Annotated in this window: 20 protein-coding genes and 1 riboswitch; of the genes, 12 read left to right on the top strand and 8 right to left on the bottom strand. The window is 71.8% G+C overall.

The window, feature by feature from the left end; translation table 11 throughout:
• Window positions 1-14: 14 nt before the first annotated feature.
• Window positions 15-857, bottom strand: a complete 843-nt coding sequence (gene thiD / locus JT1_RS10270; protein ID WP_068325852.1) for a bifunctional hydroxymethylpyrimidine kinase/phosphomethylpyrimidine kinase — start codon at window positions 855-857, stop codon at window positions 15-17.
• A gap of 29 nt (window positions 858-886) precedes the next feature.
• A riboswitch (TPP riboswitch) is annotated at window positions 887-996 on the top strand.
• On the opposite strand from thiD, the gene thiC reads away from it, so the two are divergent.
• From thiC to JT1_RS10250, 4 genes are all read left to right on the top strand, one after another.
• Window positions 991-2,742 carry a phosphomethylpyrimidine synthase ThiC gene (thiC, locus tag JT1_RS10265; protein WP_082807612.1) on the top strand — a complete coding sequence of 584 codons (1,752 nt, stop codon included), beginning with the start codon at window positions 991-993 and terminating at the stop codon, window positions 2,740-2,742. (Overlaps the previous riboswitch by 6 nt.)
• On the top strand, window positions 2,739-4,094 hold the full coding sequence (locus JT1_RS10260; protein ID WP_082807611.1) for an MFS transporter: 1,356 nt from the start codon (window positions 2,739-2,741) through the stop codon (window positions 4,092-4,094). Before thiC ends, JT1_RS10260 begins: the two co-directional genes overlap by 4 nt.
• A complete protein-coding gene (thiM, locus tag JT1_RS10255) occupies window positions 4,091-4,894 on the top strand; it encodes a hydroxyethylthiazole kinase (protein WP_068325848.1) in 804 nt (267 codons plus the stop codon). Before JT1_RS10260 ends, thiM begins: the two co-directional genes overlap by 4 nt.
• Window positions 4,885-5,532 carry a thiamine phosphate synthase gene (locus JT1_RS10250; protein ID WP_068325846.1) on the top strand — a complete coding sequence of 216 codons (648 nt, stop codon included), beginning with the start codon at window positions 4,885-4,887 and terminating at the stop codon, window positions 5,530-5,532. Before thiM ends, JT1_RS10250 begins: the two co-directional genes overlap by 10 nt.
• A 1-nt stretch (window position 5,533) precedes the next feature.
• Here the strand turns inward: JT1_RS10250 and JT1_RS10245 are convergent, their stop codons facing one another.
• Window positions 5,534-6,763, bottom strand: coding sequence for an MFS transporter (locus JT1_RS10245; protein WP_068325844.1), 1,230 nt, complete (start codon window positions 6,761-6,763; stop codon window positions 5,534-5,536).
• A 73-nt stretch (window positions 6,764-6,836) separates the two neighbouring features.
• On the opposite strand from JT1_RS10245, the gene JT1_RS10240 reads away from it, so the two are divergent.
• Window positions 6,837-7,292 carry a deoxycytidylate deaminase gene (locus JT1_RS10240; protein WP_068325843.1) on the top strand — a complete coding sequence of 152 codons (456 nt, stop codon included), beginning with the start codon at window positions 6,837-6,839 and terminating at the stop codon, window positions 7,290-7,292.
• Between the two features lie 40 nt (window positions 7,293-7,332).
• Window positions 7,333-8,244, top strand: a complete 912-nt coding sequence (locus tag JT1_RS10235; RefSeq protein ID WP_068325842.1) for a universal stress protein — start codon at window positions 7,333-7,335, stop codon at window positions 8,242-8,244.
• Between the two features lie 30 nt (window positions 8,245-8,274).
• Here JT1_RS10235 and JT1_RS10230 read toward each other — a convergent pair whose 3' ends face one another.
• Both JT1_RS10230 and JT1_RS18395 read right to left on the bottom strand, forming a co-directional pair.
• Window positions 8,275-8,973: an alpha/beta fold hydrolase gene (locus JT1_RS10230; protein WP_068325841.1), complete on the bottom strand. Its 699-nt coding sequence runs from the start codon at window positions 8,971-8,973 to the stop codon at window positions 8,275-8,277.
• Between the two features lies 1 nt (window position 8,974).
• Complete coding sequence (locus tag JT1_RS18395) at window positions 8,975-9,892, bottom strand: pirin family protein (protein ID WP_068325839.1); 918 nt, start codon at window positions 9,890-9,892, stop codon at window positions 8,975-8,977.
• 60 nt (window positions 9,893-9,952) lie between these two features.
• Between JT1_RS18395 and malQ the strand changes: the two genes are divergently transcribed.
• The 6 genes from malQ to JT1_RS10195 all read left to right on the top strand — a co-directional run bounded on the left by malQ (window position 9,953) and on the right by JT1_RS10195 (window position 18,154).
• Entirely contained in the window at window positions 9,953-12,040 is a 2,088-nt protein-coding gene (malQ, locus tag JT1_RS10220) for a 4-alpha-glucanotransferase (protein WP_068325838.1), read from the top strand.
• Between the two features lie 226 nt (window positions 12,041-12,266).
• The gene (locus JT1_RS10215; protein WP_245634728.1) at window positions 12,267-13,898 is read left to right on the top strand and encodes a peptide ABC transporter substrate-binding protein; all 1,632 of its coding nucleotides are present in this window, start codon (window positions 12,267-12,269) and stop codon (window positions 13,896-13,898) included.
• Window positions 13,899-14,071: 173 nt separating this feature from the next.
• Window positions 14,072-15,001: an ABC transporter permease gene (locus tag JT1_RS10210; protein ID WP_068325836.1), complete on the top strand. Its 930-nt coding sequence runs from the start codon at window positions 14,072-14,074 to the stop codon at window positions 14,999-15,001.
• A complete protein-coding gene (locus tag JT1_RS10205) occupies window positions 14,994-15,998 on the top strand; it encodes an ABC transporter permease (protein WP_068325820.1) in 1,005 nt (334 codons plus the stop codon). The genes JT1_RS10210 and JT1_RS10205 overlap by 8 nt, the downstream gene beginning before the upstream one ends.
• Window positions 15,999-16,017: 19 nt before the next feature.
• Window positions 16,018-17,019, top strand: coding sequence for an ABC transporter ATP-binding protein (locus JT1_RS10200; RefSeq protein ID WP_068329025.1), 1,002 nt, complete (start codon window positions 16,018-16,020; stop codon window positions 17,017-17,019).
• Complete coding sequence (locus JT1_RS10195) at window positions 17,012-18,154, top strand: ABC transporter ATP-binding protein (RefSeq protein ID WP_068325813.1); 1,143 nt, start codon at window positions 17,012-17,014, stop codon at window positions 18,152-18,154. Before JT1_RS10200 ends, JT1_RS10195 begins: the two co-directional genes overlap by 8 nt.
• Before the next feature lie 84 nt (window positions 18,155-18,238).
• Here the strand turns inward: JT1_RS10195 and JT1_RS10190 are convergent, their stop codons facing one another.
• The 4 genes from JT1_RS10190 to JT1_RS10175 are packed head-to-tail and all read right to left on the bottom strand — an operon-like array spanning window position 18,239 to window position 22,426.
• Window positions 18,239-19,411 (bottom strand): ABC transporter ATP-binding protein, encoded by a 1,173-nt coding sequence (locus JT1_RS10190; RefSeq protein ID WP_068325807.1) that lies wholly within the window; start codon window positions 19,409-19,411, stop codon window positions 18,239-18,241.
• Window positions 19,408-20,457, bottom strand: coding sequence for an ABC transporter ATP-binding protein (locus JT1_RS10185; RefSeq protein ID WP_068325804.1), 1,050 nt, complete (start codon window positions 20,455-20,457; stop codon window positions 19,408-19,410). Before JT1_RS10185 ends, JT1_RS10190 begins: the two co-directional genes overlap by 4 nt.
• A gap of 5 nt (window positions 20,458-20,462) precedes the next feature.
• Entirely contained in the window at window positions 20,463-21,425 is a 963-nt protein-coding gene (locus JT1_RS10180; RefSeq protein WP_068325801.1) for an ABC transporter permease, read from the bottom strand.
• The gene (locus JT1_RS10175) at window positions 21,422-22,426 is read right to left on the bottom strand and encodes an ABC transporter permease (protein WP_068325799.1); all 1,005 of its coding nucleotides are present in this window, start codon (window positions 22,424-22,426) and stop codon (window positions 21,422-21,424) included. Before JT1_RS10175 ends, JT1_RS10180 begins: the two co-directional genes overlap by 4 nt.
• Between the last annotated feature and the right edge of the window lie 6 nt (window positions 22,427-22,432).

The following is a 22,432-nucleotide window of genomic DNA, read 5'->3' as shown; positions in this document are numbered from 1 at the left end:
CCCGGGGACGCGGCTCACCCGCCGACCGGCGCCCGCCACCGCTCGTGCTCGTGGAAGTGGTGCACCGGCCCCGGCCCCCGGCCGATGTCGAGGGCCTCACCGTGACGCAGTGCCTCGGTGAGCCACGCCTTGGCCTCGATGACCGCGGGCAGCCACTCGTCGTGTCGGGGACGAAGGGCGGCGATCGCCGAGCTCAGCGTGCAACCGGTACCGTGCGTCGCCCCCGTCGTGATGCGAGGAGCCTTGAGCGGCAACGGGTCCGAGACGTCGAGCCAGATGTCGACGGACGCGTCGCCGGCGAGGTGCCCTCCCTTGGCCAGCACCCTGCGTGCGCCGAGCTCGCGCAGGCGCCGGGCCTGGTCCGCGAGCTCGTCCGGTGACCCAGCGACCGGCTCGTCGAGCAGGACCGCGGCCTCCGGGACGTTGGGCGTGATGACGTCGGCCCGGGGGAGCAGCTCGCGCACGGCGGCGACGGCGCCCTCGGCGAGCAGACGCGACCCGGAGGTGGACACCATGACCGGGTCGAGCACGACGGGCACGTCGCCCAGGGCACCGTGGGAGAGGAGCTCGTGCACCGTCTCGACGAGCGCCCGCGAGGCCAGCATCCCGACCTTCACGACGTCGATGCGGACGTCGGCCACGAGCGTCTCGACCTGCGCGCGGACCACCGCGACCGGCACGTCGTGAACCCTCGTGACGCCACGCGTGGACTGCGCCGTGAGGGCCGTGAGCACGCTCGTGCCGTACGCCCCGAGCGCGCTGAAGGTCTTGAGGTCCGCCTGGACGCCCGCACCTCCCGAGGGGTCCGACCCTGCGATCGTCAGGGCCACCGGCGGTCGGGGGAGAGGGGGTGCCATGCCGCCAACGTAACCATGTGGTTGTATCTAGTCACCCCCACGGGAGCTCGGGCACGAGCTGAGATCGGACTGATGCCGTCCGGACCGTCTGAACCTGTCCGGATCATGCCGGCGAAGGAAGAGGAGGCGCTGCATGCGCACACCCCTTGAGTCCGAAGTCCACCCCCAGCACCGTCGGGTCGAGGTCGTCGACCCGCACGACGAGAGCATCCGCGTGCCGGTCACCGCGATCTCCTTGGCGCCGGCTCCGGACGGCACCCCCCACGAGGACGTGCACGTCTACCGGACCCGTGGGCCGGGCTCGGACCCGCAGGTCGGTCTGCCCGACCTGCGCACCGAGTGGATCCGGGCCCGCGGTGACGTCGAGGTCTATGAGGGTCGCCCGCGCGATCTGGCCGACGACGGACGCTCGGCCATGCGCCGCGGCGAGGCCTCGCTGGCCTGGCGCGGACGCGAGCGGACCCCCCTTCGCTCCGAGGGCGGCCGCACGGTCACGCAGATGCACTACGCGAGGCGCGGTGAGATCACCGCGGAGATGCGCTTTGTCGCTCTGCGAGAAGGCTGCTCACCCGAGCTCGTCCGTGACGAGGTCGCTGCCGGTCGGGCGATCATCCCCAACAACGTCAACCACCCCGAGTCCGAGCCGATGATCATCGGGCGGGCCTTCCTGACGAAGATCAACGCCAACATCGGCAACTCCGCGGTCACCTCCTCGATCGCCGAGGAGGTCGAGAAGCTGACCTGGGCCACCCGCTGGGGCGCCGACACGGTGATGGACCTGTCGACCGGCGACGACATCCACACCACCCGTGAGTGGTTGATCCGCAACAGCCCGGTGCCGATCGGGACCGTGCCGATCTACCAGGCGCTGGAGAAGGTCGATGGGCAGGCGGAGGCGCTCACCTGGGAGATCTTCCGCGACACGGTCATCGAGCAGTGCGAGCAGGGTGTGGACTACATGACCATCCACGCGGGCGTGCGGCTGCCGTTCGTCCCCATGACGGCCGACCGCGTCACCGGGATCGTCTCGCGCGGCGGCTCGATCATGGCCGGTTGGTGCCTGGCCCACCACGAGGAGTCCTTCCTGTGGACCCACTTCGACGAGCTGTGCGAGATCTTCGCGCGCTACGACGTCGCCTTCTCCCTCGGCGACGGTCTCCGTCCCGGATCGATCGCCGACGCCAACGACGAGGCCCAGCTCGCCGAGCTGCGCACCCTCGGCGAGCTGACGCAGCGGGCGTGGGAACACGACGTGCAGGTCATGGTCGAGGGCCCCGGCCACGTGCCGATGCACCTGGTCAAGGACAACATCGACCTCGAGCAGGACTGGTGCCACGGTGCGCCCTTCTACACGCTCGGCCCGCTCGTCACCGACATCGCACCCGGCTACGACCACATCACCTCCGCGATCGGTGCCGCCGAGATCGCCCGCCACGGGACGGCGATGCTCTGCTATGTCACGCCCAAGGAGCACCTCGGCCTGCCCAACCGAGATGACGTCAAGGTCGGCGTCATCACCTACAAGATCGCGGCACACGCGGCCGACCTGGCCAAGGGCCACCCGGGCGCCCGGGTGCGCGACGACGCGCTGAGCAAGGCCCGCTTCGAGTTCCGCTGGCACGACCAGTTCGCGCTCTCCCTCGACCCGGAGACGGCGATGGCCTTCCACGACGAGACCCTGCCGGCCGAACCGGCGAAGACCGCGCACTTCTGCTCGATGTGCGGCCCGAAGTTCTGCTCGATGCGGATCAGCCAGGACATCCGGGACGCCTACGGCTCGGCCGCGGAGCAGCGTGCCGTCGTCGAGGCGGGCATGGCGGCGAAGTCCCGCCAGTTCGTCGAGCTCGGCGCCAGCGTCTACGTCGCCGGCGAGCCCGGCCGATGAGCCTCGTCCCGGGCCTGCCGCCGGCCGGGCGGGCCGCCGTGCGTGCCGGCGTCGTCGGCAACTACGTCGACCAGGTCCACATCTTCCTCCCGGTGCTCGCCCTCGCCCCCGCACTCACGACCCTCGCCGGCCCGGACGCCGGCGTCACCACCGGGGCAGTCGTCGTCGTCGCCACCCTGCTCGGTCGTCCGATCGGGTCGATGGTCTTCGGTCGCGTCGCCGACCGGGTGGGCCGCACCCGCACGACCCAGGTCGCCATCGCGGGCACCGCCGCGTGCACCCTCGCCATCGCGGCGGTCCCCTCGCACGAGAGCGTCGGGACCGCCGCGATCGCGCTCGTCGTGCTGCTGCGCTTCGTCGGGGGCGTCTTCATCGCGGGGGAGTACACCTCGGCCATCCCGCTCGCCATGGAGTGGTCGCCCCCGCGCCGCCGTGGCCTCGTCTCCGGCCTCATCATGTCGATGGCTCCGTGGGCGCAGTCGACGATCGCCTTCGCGACCGCCGGACTGATCGCGCTCCTCGGTCCTGCCGCGTACGCCGGGTGGGGCTGGCGCCTCTCCTTCGTCGCCGGGGGCCTGGCGAGCCTGGCGCTCCTCGCCTACTACTCGGCGCGCGTCGCCGACGCGCCGGGCGTCGTGCGGGAGCGCGAGCTCGCGGGCGAAGGGAGGGCCCGCACCTCCCTGGGGCTGCGCGCCGTCCTCGGCGGTGCGTATGCGGGCGCCTTCTGGCAGATGTTCGGGCTGATGAGCGGGCTGTGGCTCATGACCAACATGGTCGTCATCCTGGTCACCGGTCGGCTCGACGCGGACGCCGGTCTCGCCGGCGGTGCCGTCGCCGTCGTCATGGGCGTCGCCGCCGTCACCCAGGCCCTCGTCATGTCGACGACCGGCCACCTCTCGACGCTCGTCGGCCGCCGCCGGTTCCTCGTCGGCTGGGGACTGACGGCCGCCCTGCTCGCGCCCGCCCTGTGGGTCGCCACGATGACCGCGGGCGTCCTCCCCTTCGTCGTCGGCATCGCGCTCCTGCAGGTCGTCACGGTCTGCGGTTACGGACCGGTGGGCGCGTACCTGTGCGAACGGTTCCCCGCCCACGTGCGCTCGACCGGCTACGGCACGGCGTACTCGCTGTCGATCGTGGGACCGGCGCTGTGGCCGTGGTGGATCCCGCAGCTCGAGCGGGTCCTCGGCCACGACGGCTCGGTGGCCGCCGTCCTCGTCGTCGCGGGCCTGCTCGTCGCCGGGTGCGGTGCGCTCGGCCCACGGCTCGCGCCCGCGGACCTCGACCGCGACCTCGCCCGGGTCGTCGCGGGTGAGCGCGTCGACGCGCGGGCCGCGGTGGGGGCCGGCAGATGAGCGACGTGGACGACCTGCGGCCCCGGGTCGCCGCCGCGGTCGGGGCGCTGCGCGAGCGAGCGCCCCTCGTGCACGGCGCGACCGGATCCGTGACCCGGGCCCTCGTCGCCGACGGGCTCCTCGCGGCCGGCGCGCGGCCCATGCTCACCGAGAGCGCCGCGGAGGCTCCGACCCTCGTCACCGTCGCGGATGCCCTCCTGGTCAACCTCGGGTCGCTGAGCACGGACGGCATGGTCGGATTCCTCCCGACGGCGCGGACCGCGGCCGAGCGCGGCGTGCCGTGGGTCCTGGACCCGACGGCGATCGGCATCGCGCCCGTGCGCACGCCCCTCGCCCGCGAGCTGCTCGCCCTGCGACCGTCGGTGGTCCGCGGCAACGCCTCCGAGGTCCTCGTGCTCGCCGGCGGGACGACGGGGGGCCGCGGCGCCGACAGCACCGCCTGCCCCGAAGCGGCCGCCCGCGCGACCCGGGCGCTCGCCCTCGACCACGCGTGCGTCGTCGCCGTCTCCGGTGAGGTGGACCTCGTGACCGATGGCCGGCGCTCCGCCCGGATCTCCTCGGGGACACCGCTGCTCACCCGGGTCACCGGGACGGGTTGCCTCCTGGGGGCGCTGACGGCGGCACACCTGGCGGTGGCGACCCCCTTCGTCGCAGCGGTGGCCGCCACCGCCCTGCTCACCGTGGCATCGGAGCGGGTGGCGCACCTGCGGCCCGGGAGCTTTCGCGTCGGCCTCCTCGACGCGCTCGACGAGGTGGGCGCGGACGAGGTCGCGGGGGAGGTGCGGCTGGCATGGGGCTGATCGACTGGCGCGCGTACCTCGTGACCTCGGGCGACGGGCCGGCCACGGTGGCCGCCGCAGCGGCGGCGGCCACCGCAGGAGCCGGTGTCATCCAGGTGCGGGCCAAGCACCTGCTCGCCGGTGAGCTGCTCGACCTCGTCATCGACGTGGCCGGGGCGGTCGCCGCGGTGGCGCCGGCCACCCGCGTCCTCGTCGACGACCGCGCCGACGTCGCCCACGCCGCCCGCCGCCACGGTGCACCCGTGCACGGGGTCCACCTCGGGCAGGCCGACCTGCCCGTCGCCGCGGCCCGGGCACTCCTCGGGAGCGATGCGCTCGTCGGGCTCACGGCGGGCACCCTCGAGCACGTCCGCGAGGCGGAGTCCCGCAGGGGCGCCGCGCGACCCGACTACCTCGGCAGCGGGCCCTTCCGCCCCACGCCGACCAAGGACGTCGGTCGCCCACCGGTGGGGCTGGCGGGCTACCCCCTGCGCGTGGCGGCGACGCGCCTGCCGGTCATCGCGATCGGCGACGTCACGCTCGCCGACGTCCCGGCGCTGTCGGCGACCGGTGTCGCCGGGGTCGCCGTCGTGCGCGAGGTCATGGGTGCCGCCGACCCGGGCGCCGCCGCAGCGGCGGTGCTCGCCGCGTGGGGCTGAGTCAGGCCCCCTCCGCCACCTCGTCGTCGACGAAGACCGGACGCGCGACGCGCAGACCGGAGAGGGTGATGCCGACGCCCGTGGCCATGAGGAGCAGGAGCACCGCCGTCCACCCTCCGGTCGCCTCGTGGAGGACACCGACGACGAAGGGCCCCACTCCCGCCACGAGGTACCCGATGGGCTGGACGAAGCCGGACAGCTGGGCCGTGACGTGCGGGTCACGGGTGCGCGCCGTGATGAGCGAGATGGCCGTGGGGAAGGCGAAGCCGGACAGGCCGAGCAGCGTCGCCCACAGCCACGGCGCCGCGGCCGGTGCGACGAGCAGACCGAGGTACCCGGCCACCGCGAGCACACCGAAGCCGACCATCCAGGCCGACAGGTCCCGGCTGCGCGCGATGACCGTCGGCATCATCAGGCCGCCGACGATGCCGAGCCCCGCGACGATCGAGGTGTACGCGCCCGCGGACCCGGCCGAGAGCCCTGCGTCGCGGTAGATCTGCGGCAGCCAGCCGAACTGCACGTACGCGTTGGTGGACTGCACGCCGAAGAGGACCGTCAACGCGATCGCGGTCGGGGAGTGGCGGATCCGCGACGTGGGGTTCTCGCCGGCCGAGCGGCGGTGCACCCGGTCCCTGAGGCTGATGACGACCCACGGCACCAGCGCGGTGAGCGCGACGAGCCCCCACATGCCGAGGGCGCCGCGCCACTCGCCGGGCGCGACGGCCGCGACCGGGGCCGCGAGCAGCGGACCGAGCGTGCCGCCGACGGTCAGGCCCATGCCGTAGACCGTCATCAGCCGCACCCCGCCGTCCCTCGAGTGCCTCTTGATCCACGCGGGCACGAGGACATTGCCCAGGCCCATGCCCGCGAGGCCGATCGCGGTGAGGACGAGGAAGACCGCGGCGGAGTCGGTGAGCACGCGGGTGACGAGCGTGATGACGACCGCGAGGACCCCGAGGGTGATGCCGGCCGAGACACCGACGCGACGGGCGAGCCCGACGGCCGCGCCCCCGGCGACCGCGAAGGCGAACCCGGGCAGGGCCGTGAGCACGCCGGCGAGCGTCGACCCGAGGCCGAGCGTGGCCCGCACCTCCTGCAGCAGGGGTCCGAGGGAGGTCGCGCCCGGGCGGAGGTTGACGGAGACGAGCGCCACCGCGGCGACGACCAGGACGGGGCCGAAGGGGGGAGTCCGGTGGATCTTCCCCGTCACCGGGGTCTCGTGGCTGCTCACCACCGTGGTCTACCACCGGTGGTGCCCGGTCGCCGCATCGGTCCCACCCCGCGCCCTGCCTAGGATCACCCTCATGCCCGACCTGACGACGCCCGAGCGGACCGTACCGAGCTGGGACGAGTACTTCCTCGGCATCGCCGGCGCGGTCGCGGCGCGCGCCAAGTGCACGCGGCGGCGGGTCGGTGCCGTGCTGACGATCGACCACCGGATCATCGCGACCGGGTACAACGGCGCGGCCCCCGGCGAGGCGGACTGCCTCGAGGGGGCGTGCCCGAGGGGGCGGCTCGACTACGACGCCGTGCCCGGCCTGGGGGACTACGACCGCCCGGGCACGCCCGGGTTCTGCATCGCGATCCACGCGGAGGTCAACGCGCTGCTCTTCGCCACCCGGGACACCAAGGGGGCGACGGCGTACATCACCGACCCGCCCTGCCCGGGCTGCCGCAAGGCCCTCGCCGCGGCCGGCATCGTCCGGGCCGTGTGGCCCGAGGGCTCGCACGACCGGCAGGGACTCACCGACTGGGGGTGACCCCCCTTCCCGCGGCGACGCGGCATGGGGACAATGGGGCATGAGCAACGACGCGAGCCCCCACGACACCCCGACCCCAGCCGCCGCCGTGGTGGCGGCGCTCGACGGCAGCCACCGGGACGCCGCAGTCCTCGCCTGGGCCGCCGCCGAGGCCACGGCCATCGACGCGCCCCTCCACCTCGTCCACGCCGTCGACCTCGGCACGCCGCTCTCCGCGTACGGCGAGCTGCTCACCAGCCCCGAGATCGTCGAGCGGGTCGAGGAGGAGTCCGAGCGGGTCGTCGCGCAGGCCCGCGCCCAGGTCGTCGCCGAGCACCCCGACCTGTCGGTCACGACAGCGCTGCCCACGGGTGCCCCGGCCGGTGCCCTGCTCAACGCCGCCAGCGGTGCCCGCGTCCTCGTCGTCGGCTCGGCCCGCAAGAACCGCGCCCAGCGCATCGTCCTCGGCACGACCTCGCTGAGCGTCGTCGCCCACGCCCCGTGCCCGGTCGTGCTGGTGCCCGAGGGCAGCTCGACGAAGGGGGACGGGCGCGTCGTCGTCGGCGTCGACGGCAGCGACCACAGCCGCTTGGCCTTCCGGCACGCGCTCGACGCCGCCCAGGTGCGCGGCAAGCAGGTCACGACGGTCACGACGTGGAACGTCGAGGTCGAGCACGGCGTCGTCGTCACCGAGCCCGGCACCCCGGCGTGGGAGGCGGTGGATGCTCGCTACCGCACGATGGCCGAGCGCACCATCGCCGAGGACCGTGCGGCGCACCCCGAGATCGACGTCACCGTGGAGGTCCACCACGGCCGGGCCGCCGACACCCTCGTCGAGGTGTCCGAGGGCGCGGACATGCTGCTCGTCGGTTCGCGGGGTCGCGGCGGGTTCCGCGGGATGCTCCTGGGCTCGGTCTCGCAGCGCGTCCTGGCGCTCGCGACCTGCCCCGTGGCGGTCCTGCACCGGCACTGAGCCACCGCGCGCGGGGCCCGGCGACGGGCGTCAGGCCCCGTGCGCGTCCCAGAACTCGTGCATCGCGGCCAGGCCCTCCGGGGTGTCCTGGGGGCGGTGGCCGCAGCCCGGGACGACGCGGTGGGTCGCCCCCTTCGCCTCGAGCGCGGCGGCGACCTCCGCGTACATCGGGTCGACGCCTCCGGTGATCACGAGCGTCGGCACGAGGGCCGGGGTGTCCGTGCGCAGCGACACCTGCCAGGGCGCCGGGGTCGCCCGGATGCGGGCCGCGACGTCGGCGCAGGTCTCGTCGTCGAGGGCGGGTGCCGGCGCCCCCATGCCCTCGGCGAACCGGGTGATGAACTCGCGCCCGTCGACGCTCGGGTCGTCGGCGACGGCGAAGACCGGGGCCATCGCGCTGATGTGCCGCTCCACCTGTCGGCCGCCGCGGGCCACGTCGTAGCAGGCCGGCTCGATGAGGACCAGGCTGCGCAGGCAGTCGGGTCGGCGCTGCGCGGCGAGCATCGCGGTCACCGCGCCGTAGGAGTGCCCCACGAGGTGCCCGCGACCCTCGAGGGCAGCCAGGGCACGGTCGGCGTCGCGCTCGGGCTGGTCCGCCTGGCAGGTGCGCTCGAGGAAGACGTGGGTCGGGTCGTGCTCCGCCGCCACGAGGGGCCAGGCGGCGGCGCCGGTGCGGCCGCGGCCGTGGACGAAGACGGTGCGCACGGTGGGGGTGGCCCAGACGCCCATGTCAGCCACGCGCCCGGAGTCGGCCGCCCGGCAGCGCCGGGGCGGGCAGCGGGGCGGGCTGGTCCGGGGCGAAGGGACCGAAGCGGCCCTCGACCTGAGGTTTCTCCGCGATCTCGGCCATCCACGCGTCGCGTGCGGCGACGACGTCCTCGTGGGAGCGACCGACGAAGTTCCACCACATGACGATCTGCTCCCCGAGGGGCTCGCCGCCGACGAGCACCAACCGGGCGCCCGTCGCCGAGCGCAGCGTGATCCTCGTGCGCCCGGGCGCGACGTAGCCGAGCTCGGACTGCTCCAGCGCGGTGCCCTCGACGGTGATGTCGCCGTCGTCGAGCAGGATCGCGTGCTCGTGGTCGGCCGGGACCTCGATGACGGTCTCGGCGTCGGCGTCGAGGAGGATCTCCGCGCCCGTGAGCGCCCCGTCGGTGACGACCGGGGAGCGCTCGCCGAAGAGCTCGCCGAGGAAGACCCGGGCGATGCCGCCGGGCACGTAGACGGGCTCGGGCACGTGGTGCTCGAAGGTCGGCTCGCGGTCGACCGAGGCGGCGGGCAGGGCGAACCACAGCTGCACGCCGTGGAGGGTGGTCGTGCCGTCGGTGGAGAACTCCGAGTGGCTCACCCCACGGCCGGCGGTCATGAGGTTGAGCTCGCCGGGTCGGACGATCGCGTGCGCGCCGGTGGAGTCACGGTGCTCGATCTCGCCGGTGAAGAGCCACGAGACCGTGGCGAGCGCGGTGTGCGGGTGCCGCGGGACGACCATGCCGCCGGTGCTCGCGACGTCGTCGGGGCCGTAGTGGTCGAGGAAGCACCATCCGCCGACGAGGGAGCGCTGCCGCGACGGCAGCGTCCGCCGCACCGGCATGGCACGCGGTCCACCGAGGGGTACCTCACGGGGCTGCAGGATCTGTACGTCGTCCACCTGATCACGCTACCCCGCGCCCGTTGGACACGGCCCGGTCGACTGCTGGAGGGTGGGCCCGTGACGGATGCGACCTCCTTGATCGTCCACCTGGCTGCTGCGCGGGGGGTCGACACCCAGTGGTGGGACTGGCGCGGCGAGCACCGCGACGTCCCCGAGGACACCCTGCGGGCGGTGCTCCAGGCCATGGGCGAGGACGTCGGCAGCGAGGCCGAGGTCGCCGCGGGCCTCGAGCGGGCCCGGACCGCGCCGTGGCGCCGGACGCTGCCCCCGACCGTCGTGCAGCGTGAGGGGGACCCCCTTCGCCTCCTCGTGCACGTGCCGCACGGGAGCGAGGTGGCCGTCCACGTCGTGCTCGAAGGGGGCTCCCGCCGCGACCTCGATCAGCTCGAGCACGTCGTGGAGCCGGTCGACGTCGACGGCGCGCTCGTGGGCGAGGCCGCGTTCGCGGTGCCGGCGGACCTGCCGCTCGGCTGGCACGAGCTCGTGGCCCGGACCGACGCGTCGCCGGACCCGGGGAGCCGGGCGGTGCTCGTCACCGTCCCGCAGCGGCTGGAGCTGCCCCCCGTGCTCGCGGAGGAGCCGAGGACCGGGCTCATGACGCAGCTGTACCAGGTGCGTGGCTCCGGCAGCCAGGGCATCGGGGACCTCGGCGACCTGGCGACGTTGGGGGAGTGGGCCGCTCGCGCGCACGACGCGCACTTCGTGCTCGTCAACCCGCTGCACGCGGCCGAGCCGGTCGCGCCGATGGAGCCCTCGCCCTACCTGCCGACCTCGCGCCGGTTCCTCAACCCCGTCTACACCGACCTGCGGCAGGTACCCGGGCTCGACGCGCTGCCGACCACGGCACGCACGGAGTACGACGCGCTCGTGGCCGAGGCGGCGGCTCTCAACGCCGCGGACACGATCGACCGCGACGCAGCCTGGGCCCTCAAGCAGGCCGCCCTGCGGATCGCCTACCGGTACCTCGCCGAGGACCACGCGTCCGGGGTCGCGGCGCTGCACGCCAGCGAGGGCCAGGCGCTCGTCGACTTCGCGACGTGGTGCAGCCTCGCGACCGAGCACGGGACGCTGTGGGAGACGCAGTGGCCGCAGGAGCTGCACGACCCGGCATCGGACGCCGTGGCGGCCCACCGGGACGCGCACCGCGCGGAGATCTCCTTCCACGTGTGGCTGCAGTGGGTCGTGCGCGGGCAGCTCACGGCCGCGCAGGCGCGGCTGCGGGCAGCCGGGATGGGGATCGGCGTGGTCGCAGACCTCGCGGTCGGCATCCACCCCGAGGGGGCCGACACCTGGGCGCTCGGCGACGCGCTCGCGCGCGGCATCGACGTCGGAGCCCCGCCGGACCAGTTCAACCAGCTGGGGCAGAACTGGTCCCAACCGCCGTGGCGCCCGGACCGGCTCGCCGAGCTCGGCTACGCCCCCTTCCGCGACATGCTGCACGCGGTGCTGGCCGACGCCGGTGGGCTGCGCATCGACCACATCATCGGCCTGTTCCGCCTGTGGTGGGTGCCGGAGGGCCACGCGCCGGGCGAGGGCGCCTACGTGCGCTACGACCACGAGGCCCTCGTCGGCATCCTGGCGCTCGAGGCCCACCGGGCCGGGTGCCTCGTCGTGGGTGAGGACCTCGGCGTCGTCGAGCCGTGGGTGCGCGAGCACCTGCTCGAGCGCGGCGTGCTCGGCACGAGCGTCGCGTGGTTCGAGTGGGGCGAGGACGGCCGCCCGCTGCCGCCCGAGGACTACCGGGAGCTGTGCCTGGCCACCGTCACGACGCACGACCTCCCGCCGAGCGCGGGCTACCTCGCGCTGGAGCACGTGGCGATCCGCGAGCGGCTGGGTCTGCTGACCCGGCCCGTGGAGGAGGAGCGCGCGGCGGAGGAAGGGAGTGTCCGCGCCGTGCGCGAGGCCCTGCGGGAGCGGGGCCTGCTCGAGGACGTCGACGCCCCGGACGCTGCGGTCGTGGCGGCGCTGCACGCGTGGATCGGCCAGACCCCTTCGCGGATGCGTGGGGTGGCGCTCACCGACCTCGTCGGCGACGTGCGTGCGATCAACCAGCCCGGGACCGACGAGGAGTACCCCAACTGGCGCCTGCCGCTGGCCGGGCCGGACCGCCGGCCGGTGCTGCTCGACGACCTCGTCGAGGGATAACCCTGCATCTCCCGCGCGGGGTGCCGGAGCGGTCACCGAAGAGTCACAGTTGTGTCTCACCCCACACCGGTTCGTCCTCTGGGCCCGCCGCGTGGTTTTTGATGTGCGGAGCAGTCGCGACAGCGCTGCTCCCAGGGGTGGACCCGGACCGTCGGGAACGCCGTATGAACCCGCCTTCCCGGCGGCATGACGTAGGAGGACATCCATGCGAGTCAAGTCTCGCGCGATGGCTGTTGCCAGCATCTCCGCGGTCGCGCTCCTCGCGACCGCCTGTGGCGGCGGCAGCGACGACGAAAGCACTTCGGGCGGTGGCGAGGGCGGCACCATCACCGCGTCCGGCTGCAACCCGGAGAACCCGCTCGTCGCGGGTAACACCGCTGAGACCTGTGGCGGTGACGTCCTCGACGTCCTGACCGCGAAGCTGGTCCACTACAACCCGGAGACGGCCGAGCCCGAGAACGACATCGCCGAGTCCATCGAGACCGACGACAACCAGACCTTCACGGTCAAGCTGAAGAAGGGCTACAAGTTCCACGACGGGAGCGAGGTCCTGGCCAAGAACTTCGTCGACGCGTGGAACTACACCGCCAACGGCGAGAACGGTCAGCAGGGCAGCTACTTCTACGAGCCCATCGAGGGCTTCGCGGACCTGCAGTGCACCGGTGACGACGAGAAGAAGCCGTGCGCCGGCAAGGGTGCGCCGAAGGCCAAGGAGCTCACGGGCCTCAAGGTCGTCGACGACCACACCTTCACGATCAAGACCACGGAGAAGGTCTCCAACCTCCCGCTGCGCCTGGGCTACACCGCCTTCGCGCCGCAGCCCGACTCCTTCTTCGAGGACCCGGAGAAGTTCGGCGACAAGCCGATCGCGGCCGGGCCGTACAAGCTCGACTCCTGGGAGAAGAACCAGGCGATCACCCTGAGCAAGTTCGCCGACTACTCCGGTGACTTCGGGGGCAACGCCGACAAGATCATCTTCCAGAACTACCAGGACTCCGACGCCGCGTACGTGGCCCTGCAGTCCGGTGACCTCGACGTCGTCCGCGAGATCCCCGCGAGCGCCCTCGTCGACAACAAGTTCAAGGACGACCTCGGTGAGGGTCGTTACCTGGAGAAGGAGAACTCCACCCTCCAGTTCATCGGCATGAACTACCACGTCGACCCGAAGCTGAAGGACGTCAAGGTCCGTCAGGCCCTCTCCATGGCGATCGACCGCAAGACGATCGTCAAGCAGATCTTCAACGACGCCTTCACCCCCGCCACCGGCTGGGTCTCCCCGGTCGTCGACGGCTACAAGGAGGGCACCTGCGGCGAGTTCTGCGAGTTCAACCCGGAGAAGGCCAAGCAGCTGCTCAAGGAGGGTGGCGGCTACGAGGGCAAGCTGACCCTGACGTACAACGGTGACGCCAGCCACAAGGGCTGGACCGAGGCCGTGTGCAACTCGATCAACAAGACCCTCGGCATCGACTGCGTCGCGACCCCCACGGTCGACTTCGCGACCATGCTGACCAAGCTCGGCAACGACGAGCTCAAGGGCATGTTCCGCATGGGCTGGGTCATGGACTACCCGTCCATCGAGAACTACCTCTCGCCGATCTACGGCAAGGGTGCGAGCTCGAACTACTACGGCTACGCCAACGACGACTTCCAGAAGAAGATGCGTGAGGCCGGTGCCGCCGAGACGCCCGAGGAGGCCAACAAGCTGTACCAGGAGGCCGAGGGCATGATCGCCAAGGAGTTCACGACCATCCCGACGTGGTACGGCAAGACCATCATCGGTTGGTCCGAGAACGTCTCCGACGTCCAGGCGACCCCGTTCGGCAACCCCGACCTGGCCGCGATGAAGGTCAAGAGCTGACCCTGACGCAGGGTTGACGACGCACGACCGCCGGCCGGCCATCCCCACTCGAGATGGCCGGCCGGTAGTCGTGCCGACCGGCGTCCGCACGGCGTAGCGTCGGTCACATGCACATGAGTTAGCCTCACCCGGCACCCCGGGTCGAGGTGCGTCCCAGATCCGAAGGAGGTGCCGTGGGCAAGTACATCGTCCGTCGATTGCTCCAGATGATCCCGGTGATCATCTTCTCCACGTTCCTGATCTATGCCATGGTCTTCGCCATGCCGGGTGACCCCACGGCTGGCAAGTGTGGTGAGCGGCCCTGCCCGCCGGCCTACATCGCCGCGTTCAACGAGAAGTACCACCTGAACGAGCCGTTGCCGATCCAGTACTACGAGTACGCCAAGGACGTCGCCCAGGGTGACCTCGGTGAGAACCAGTTCGGCCGCCCCGTCTCCGAGGAGCTCGCCGAGCGCTTCCAGGTCACGGCCAAGCTCGGTGTCATGGCCCTCGCCTTCGAGGGTGTGCTCGGCATCGCCGCCGGAGTCCTCGCCGGCCTGCGCAAGGGCGGGTTCATCGACAACCTCGTCCTCGTCAGCACCCTCTTCGTCATCTCGGTGCCGGTCTTCGTCATCGGTACCGTCCTGCAGTACACGATCGGCCTCAACCTCGAGCTCCTGCCGCCGCTCGCCCGCGGCAAGAACCCGGAGTTCACGGCGCTCATCCTGCCGGCGATCGTGCTCGGCTCGACCTCCCTGGCGTACATCGCACGCCTCATGCGGACCAACATCGCCGAGAACGTGAAGTCCGACTACGTGCGCACGGCCAAGGCCAAGGGGCTGACCCCGCGCCGGATCATCGGTGTGCACACGCTGCGCAACTCGATGATCCCCGTCATCACCTTCATGGGCTACGACTTCGGTGCCCTGCTCGGTGGCGCGATCGTCACCGAGGGCATCTTCAGCATCCAGGGTGTCGGTGGGTACATCTTCGAGGGCATCCGCCACCGGGACGGCGTCGCCGTCGTCGGTGCGGTCACGGCGCTGGTCATCGTGTACCTCCTCGTGAACCTGCTCGTCGACCTGCTCTACGGCGCCCTCGACCCGAGGATCAGCAATGACTGACGACCACGCGACGCGCGACGTCGCCACCCAGCCCGGACCCGGCGAGGACGAGGTCGGCGCCACGACGACCCGCGGCGGGGCCCTCGCCGCGGACACGACGCAGGACACCGGTCAGGCGCGCTCGCTCACCTCGGACGCGTTCCAGTCCTTGAAGCGCAACCCGCTCTTCTGGATCTCCAGCGTGCTGATCATCGTCCTCATGCTGATGGCCGCGTTCCCGTCGATCTTCACGCCCTACGACCTGAAGTTCAACGACCTGAGCATCGCCCGTCAGGGACCGAGCGCAGACCACTGGTTCGGCACCGACATCCAGGGCGCCGACATCTACACGCGCACCGTCTACGGCGCCCGGGCCTCGATCCTCGTCGGCGTCCTCGCGACGCTCGGCGTGCTGCTCCTCGGCTCCTTCCTCGGGCTCGTGGCCGGCTACGTCGGTGGCACCGTCGACACCCTGATCAGCCGCATCGGCGACATCTTCTTCGCCATCCCGCTGCTGCTCTCGGGCATCATCTTCCTGTCCTCGCTGCAGGACACCGAGAAGCTGCTGGGCATCCCGATCCAGGGCTACCTCGGCGTGATCATCCAGGTCGTGCTCGTCTTCGTGATCTTCGGCTGGCCGAGCCTCATGCGCCTCATGCGCTCCTCGGTCATCCAGGTCAAGCCCAACGACTACGTCCAGGCGGCCCGGGCCCTCGGCGCCTCGCCGATGCGGATCATCCGCCGGCACGTCCTGCCGAACGCGATGGCACCGGCGATCGTCGTCTCGACGATCAACCTCGGTGCCTACATCGCGGCCGAGGCGACGCTGTCCTTCCTCGGTATCGGTCTGCGTCCGCCGACCGTCTCGTGGGGCGTCATGATCAGCGACTCGCTGCAGACGGTGCGGGCCTCGCCGCACATCCTCTTCTTCCCCGCCCTCTTCCTCAGCCTGGCGGTCCTGGCGTTCATCATGCTCGGCGACGCCGTGCGTGACGCCTTCGACCCCAAGAGCCGCTGAGAGTCAGGTGAACCAGTACATGAGCACGACGACACCAGCGGGCGAGCACCTCCTCGAGGTGGACGACCTGTACGTCGAGTTCCACACCCATGAGGGCGTGGCCAAGGCGATCAACGGCGTGAACTTCAGCCTCGACGAGGGCGAGACCCTCGCGATCCTCGGCGAGTCGGGGTCGGGCAAGTCGGTGACCGCCCAGGCGATCATGGGCATCCTCGACATGCCGCCCGCCAAGATCCCCGGCGGACGGATCCTCTACAAGGGTCGCGACATCCTGACGATGCCCGAGGAGGAGCGGCGCAAGATGCGCGGCCCGGAGATCTCGATGGTCTTCCAGGACGCGCTGAGCTCCCTCAACCCCGTCTTCCCCGTCGGGTGGCAGATCGGCGAGATGTTCCGCGTCCACCAGAAGATGAACCGCTCGGACGCCTACGCCAACGCGGTCCGCCTCATGGAGCGGGTCAACATCCCCGGCGCCAAGGACCGCGTCAAGGCCTACCCGCACCAGTTCTCCGGCGGCATGCGCCAGCGCATCATGATCGCGATGGCCATCGCCCTCAACCCCAAGATCCTCATCGCGGACGAGCCGACGACGGCACTCGACGTGACGGTCCAGGCCCAGATCATGGCCCTCCTGCAGGAGCTGCAGGAGGAGTTCAGGATGGGTCTGATCCTCATCACGCACGACCTCGGCGTCGTCGCCGACGTCGCCGACCGGATCGCCGTCATGTACGCGGGGCGGATCGTCGAGCGCGCCGAGGTGAACGACATCTACGCGAAGCCCGCGCACCCGTACACCAAGGGGCTGCTCGAGTCGATCCCGCGTCTGGACCAGAAGGGCCAGAAGCTCTCGGCCATCGGCGGTCTGCCGCCGAACCTCACCCGCATCCCGCCCGGCTGCGCCTTCCACCCGCGCTGCGTCATGGCGCAGGACATCTGCCGCACCGAGCGCCCCGAGCTGCTCGACGTCGGTCCGATGCGCCAGTCGGCCTGCCACTTCAGCCAGGAGGTGCTCGATGCCTGATGTGATCCTCAAGGCCCAGGGCCTGAAGAAGCACTACCCGATCAAGGGTGGTGTGCTCCGCACGACCGTCGGCCACGTCAAGGCCGTCGACGGTGTCGACTTCGAGCTCTACAAGGGCGAGACGCTCGGCATCGTCGGTGAGTCCGGGTGCGGCAAGTCCACCCTGGGTCGCCTGCTGATGCGGCTCGAGGAGCCGACGGAGGGCACCGTCACCTTCGACGGCACCGACATGTACTCCCAGTCGGGCAGCGACATGCGCAAGCTGCGTCGCGACATCCAGATCGTCTTCCAGGACCCCTACACCTCGCTCAACCCGCGACGCACCGTCGGTGAGATCGTGGCCGAGCCCCTGGAGATCCACACGGACGTCGTGCCCAAGGGCAAGCGGAAGCAGCGGGTCCAGGAGCTCCTCGAGCTCGTGGGCCTCAACCCCGAGCACATCAACCGCTACCCGCACCAGTTCTCCGGTGGCCAGCGGCAGCGTATCGGGATCGCGCGCGGCATCGCGCTCAACCCCAAGGTGCTCATCTGCGACGAGCCGGTCTCCGCACTCGACGTGTCGGTTCAGGCACAGGTCATCAACCTGATGGAAAAGCTGCAGGACGAGCTCGGGCTGTCCTACATCTTCATCGCCCACGACCTGTCCGTCGTGCGCCACATCTCCGACCGGGTCGGGGTCATGTACCTCGGCCGCATCGTCGAGATCGGCGACGAGGACGACATCTACTCGCGGCCGACGCACCCGTACACGCAGGCGCTGCTGTCCGCGGTGCCGGTGCCGGACCCGACGCTGCGTGGGCAGCGTGACCAGATCGTCCTCTCGGGCGATGTCCCGTCACCCGCCAACCCGCCCTCGGCCTGCCACTTCCACACCCGCTGCTGGAAGGCGCAGGACATCTGCACGACGCAGACCCCGCTGCTTGAGCTGCGCAGCGACGGTGACGGAGAGCACCTCTCGCGCTGTCACTTCGCCGAGCCGCGGGTCATCGTCCGGACCGAGGACGTCAGCGACCAGCAGGGCGGTGGTCTCTTCGCCGGGCAGGGCCTCGTGGACCAGTCCGACGCGGTGGTCGCCGGCCAGGCCGGTGGTGCCACCGGCACTGCCTCGCCGGACACCTCGACGGCCGGCGCCTGAGGCCGACCGCAGGACGCGCGAAGGGGGCGCCCCGCCGGATCACCGGTGGGGCGCCCCCTTCGTCGTGGTGCGGGGCGGTGACGGTCAGGCGAAGGGGATGTCCCCGGTGATGCGCTCGGCCTCGGCCTCCGCGGCCAGGCGCGCCCCGGTCTCGTCCACCGAGCCGGTCACCGCGTGCGGTTGCAGCTCGCCGGAGGCGATCTGCTCGGCCCAGTGGCAGGCGACCTTGTGCTCCGGGCCGGCGTCGTCCCCGAGGGCGCCGCGGATCTCGACCACGCGCAGCTGAGGCCGGTCGGTGTCGCACATCGTCTCCTGCCGCCAGGGGCAGCGGGTGTGGAAGCGGCAGCCGGTGGGCGGGTTGGCCGGCGAGGGGAGGTCGCCGGTGAGGAGGATCTGCTCGCGCGTGTCCTCGACGACCGGGTCCGGGACGGGGACGGCCGACAGCAGCGCCCGCGTGTAGGGGTGCAGGGGAGCGGCGTACAGGCCGTCGGCCGGGGCCTCCTCGACGATCCCGCCGAGGTACATGACGCCGACCCGGTCGGAGATGTGGCGCACGACGGCGAGGTCGTGGGCGATGACGAGGTAGGTCAGCTCGTACTCGTCCTGCAGGTCCGACATGAGGTTGATGACCTGCGCCTGCACGGACACGTCCAGGGCCGAGACCGGCTCGTCGGCGACGATGAGCTCGGGGTTGACGCTCAGCGCCCGGGCGATGCCGATGCGCTGGCGCTGGCCCCCCGAGAACTCGTGGGGGTACTTCTTGAGCGCGGCCGGGGGCAGGCCGACGTCGGCGAGGAGCTGGCGCAGCCGCGGCTGCGCCTCCTTGGCGTTGCTGACGATGCCGTGGGCCTTCATGCCCTCGACGAGCAGCGCCTCGACGCTCTGCCGCGGGTCGAGGCTGCCCATCGGGTCCTGGAAGACCATCTGCAGGTCCTTGCGCCGGCGGCGCAGGTCCTCACCCGTGAGCGTGCTGATCGGCTCGCCGTCGAAGGTCACGGTGCCGTCGGTCGTCGGCTCGAGGTGCAGGATCGCCCGGCCGAGCGTGGACTTGCCGCAGCCGGACTCGCCGACGAGGCCGTAGGTCTCGCCACGGCGAATCTGCAGGTCGACGCCGTCGACCGCGTAGACGTGGCCGACCACCTTGTCGAAGACGACGCCCTTGGTGATCGGGTAGTGCACCTTGAGCCCGCGCACGTCGACGAGGACGTCGTGGGCCGCGGTGCCGGACGGGGTCTGCGGCTCGGTCGTGGTCGTCATCGGACCTCCTGGGTCGTCGCGCCCTCGGCGGGCGAGGGCTCGCCGGCGAGAGGGTTGAAGCAGCGCAGGGCGCGGGACCCGCTCAGGGCGAGCGCCGGCGTCGCCTCCCGGCAGTGGTCGGTCGCGCTCGAGCAGCGCGGGGCGAAGGCGCAGGCGCTCGTCCACGGCAGGTTGTCGGCGACCGACCCCGGGACCGGCTCGAGCCGCGCCCCGCGCTCGCCGTCCAGGCTCGGCACGCTGGCGAGCAACCCGCCGGTGTAGGGGTGCCGGGGCTCGCCGAAGAGCGCGTGGCGCTCGGCGCGCTCGACGATCCGGCCGCCGTAGAGGACGTTGATCTCGTCGCACAGGCCGGCGACGACGCCGAGGTCGTGCGTGATCATGATCAGGGCCGTGCCGGTGTCCTCGACGAGCTCGCGCAGCAGTGCGAGGATCTGCGCCTGGATCGTCACGTCGAGCGCGGTCGTCGGCTCGTCGGCGATGAGCAGCCGCGGCTCGCAGGCCAGCGCCATGGCGATGAGCGCCCGCTGCCGCATCCCGCCGGAGAGCTGGTGCGGGTAGTCCCGCAGCCGGCGGTCGGGGTCGGGGATGCCGACCTTGGCGAGCATGTCGCGGGCGTGCGGCGTCGCCTCCTTGCGGGACATGCCCTTGTGTCGCTCGAGGACCTCGGTGACCTGCCGACCGATGGGGACGACGGGGTTGAGGGAGGACAGCGGGTCCTGGAAGATCATGCCGACGTCGCGACCCCGTCGTGCGCGCATCTCCTTGTCGGACAGGCCCAGCAGGTCGGTCCCCTCGAGCTCGACGGTGCCGGTGACCCTGTTGCCGCGGGTGGGCAGCAGGCCCATGATCGCGAGCGAGGTCACGGACTTGCCGCAGCCGGACTCGCCGACGAGGCCGATCGTCTGACCGGGCTGGACGTCGAAGCTCACGCCGTCGACGGCGACGAAGGGTTCGGCCCCCTGCCGGGTGAAGGTCACCGACAGGTCGCGCACGGACAGCAGGGGAGAGGCCGCGTCGGCGGCCCGGTGGGTCGAGGCGGTCGCCATGCCGCTCACCTCCGGCTCTTGGGGTCGAGGGCCTCGCGCAGCGACTCACCCATGAGGGTGAACCCGAGCGCGACGACGATGATGCACAGCGCGGGGTAGACGGCGAGGTGCGGGTGGTCCTGGAAGTAGGTCTCGGAGGTGCCGAGCATCTGCCCCCACTCGGGGACACGGTCGTCGGGCAGCCCGAGGCCCAGGTAGGACAGCGCGGCGGCATCGATGATGGCGGTCGCGAGCACGAGCGTCGTCTGCACGATGACCGGCCCGAGCGAGTTGGGCAGCATGTGCCGCAGCACGATCGCCGAACGCCTGACGCCGAGGGCCCGGGCCGCGAGGACGTGGTCCTTGCTGCGTTGCGCGAGCATCGAGCCCCGCAGGAGCCGGGCGAAGATCGGCACCTGCACGACCGCGATGGCGATGATGACCGTCCACTGGCTCGGCCGCGCGGCGATGGCCGCGATGGAGAAGGCGAGCAGCAGGCTCGGGATGGAGAGCATGACGTCGACGACGCGCATGATGACGGCGTCGACCGCCCCGCCGAAGGCCCCCGAGAGGGTGCCGAGGACGAGCCCGCCGCCGAGCCCGCCGATGGTCGCGGCGACCCCGACGATCAGCGTCTGGCGGCTGCCGACGATGAGCCGGGAGAGGAAGTCGCGGCCGGAGCTGTCGGCGCCCAAGGGGTAGCCGGGTTCCGGGCCGGGGATGGGGTTGGACTGCGGGCTCACCTTGTCGATGAGCGGGTTGTCGGCCGGGTCGTGCGGCGCGATCCACGGCGCGATGACCGCCAGGACGATGAAGGCGATCGTGATGGCCAGGCCGAGGAGGAAGATCGGGTTGCGGCGCAGCCGTCGCCACGCCGAGGCGACCAGGCCGACCCCGCCGGTGTCCTTGATGTGCCCGGCCTCGGCGACGGTCGTCGTGCCGCTGCTCGCGGCGAGCGCGTCGATGCGTTGCTTGCGACGGGAGTTCATCGGGTCCTCACTCGGGGGTCGACGACGGCGTAGAGGATGTCCACGAGCAGGTTGACGAGCACGTACGTGCACGCGGCCGCGAGGATGAGCACCTGCAGGACCGGGTAGTCGCGCAGGCTGAAGGCCTGTCGCAGGGCGTCACCGATGCCGGCGAGGTTGAAGACCGACTCGGTGAGGACGGCGCCGGCGAGCAGCCCACCCATCTGCAGACCGATGGCCGTGATGACCGGCAGCAGCGCGTTGCGCATGACGTGGCGGCCGCGCACGACCCGCTGGGTGAGGCCCTTGGACTCGGCGGTGCGCACGTAGTCCTCGTCGAGGACCTCGAGCACGCTGGCCCGGGTGATCCGGAAGATCATGGCGAAGGGGATGGAGGCCAGGGCGATCGCCGGCAGCAGCAGGTGCTTGAGCGCGTCCCACGCGGCGTCCCACTCCCGGGTGAGCAAGCCGTCGAGGACGAAGAAGCCCGTGACGCGTGTGGCGTCGACCTCCTGCCGGCCGGAGACCGGGAGCCAGTGCAGCTCCTGCGCGAAGAGGTAGCGCAGCAGGAAGGCGAGGAAGAAGACGGGGACCGCGACGCCGACGAGCGACCCGACGACGCTGAGGTTGTCGAGCATGCTGCCGTGCCGCTTGGCGGCGAGGTAGCCGAGGGGGAGGGCCAGGCCGATCGCGATGACGAGGGCCAGCACGCTCAGCTCGATCGTCGCGGGGAAGCGGTCGAGGAGCAGCTCCATCGCGGGCTTGCCCGGCTGGACGCCGTTGGAGACGCCGAAGTCCCCGGTGACCGCCCGCTTGAGGAAGGTCCAGTACTGGACCCAGATGGGTTCGTCGAGCCCGAGCTCGTGGGTGAGGCGGGCGCGGCTCTCCGGGGTGGCGCGCTCGCCGAGCATCGCGGAGACGATGCCGCCGGGCAGGGCCCGCAGCCACAGGAAGAGCAGCAGCGAGAGGACGAAGACGACGAGCACCAGCTGCATGAGCCGGCGGAAGATGAATCTCAGCACGGATGC

The organism is Janibacter terrae NBRC 107853, assembly GCF_001591405.1.
Classification (GTDB): Bacteria; Actinomycetota; Actinomycetes; order Actinomycetales; family Dermatophilaceae; genus Janibacter; species Janibacter terrae.
Note: the sequence above shows the minus strand (reverse complement) of the source record. Positions and strands in the feature narration are given on the sequence as shown.